This window comes from Desulfofundulus thermobenzoicus (assembly GCF_009428905.1).
GTDB lineage: Bacteria > Bacillota > Desulfotomaculia > Desulfotomaculales > Desulfovirgulaceae > Desulfofundulus_A > Desulfofundulus_A thermobenzoicus.
The window spans coordinates 1-470 of the sequence record NZ_WHYR01000170.1; the positions used below are offsets into that span (position 1 = coordinate 1).

Annotated in this window: 1 protein-coding gene; it reads right to left on the reverse strand. The window is 42.1% G+C overall.

Annotated features, from left to right (window positions below; all coding sequences use genetic code 11):
- Positions 1 to 452: PTS transporter subunit EIIC (locus GFC01_RS18060; RefSeq protein ID WP_194175036.1), on the reverse strand; the 452-nt coding region annotated here is incomplete at its 3' end.
- Between the last annotated feature and the right edge of the window lie 18 nt (positions 453 to 470).

Consider the following 470-nt stretch of genomic DNA (forward strand, 5'->3'; position numbering starts at 1 on the left):
ATCCAAATGACAATTCCAGATATCATCACCGCACCAATGATACTTGTATCCAGTGTAGGTATACCTGCAATTTCTTTTACACCCGCTACGTTCTCGACACCTTGCGATAAATCAACACCAAAAGTAGACGGCCAAAGTGTCAAAATAGCATGAATATAATTGTTAAATACGAGATAAATCATTAAAGCTGCGAGTGTCGCACGTGCTTGCGCTTTTTTCGCAAGTGAGATGGGCAATCCAATCACAAAAGCTAGTTCCATATGATTGAAAATCGTCCATCCCCCGCTTTCAATCAGTGACCAAACCTTGTACCACATCGTACCTTCTACAGCCATTTCCCCCATAATCGCTGAATTCTTACATAAAGTCGCGAGGCCGACAACAATACCAAAAAACGCGAATAAAAGTACAGGAACAACCATAGCACTGCCAAACCGCTTGATTGCATTCATAAGCATACCCCCTTTGCT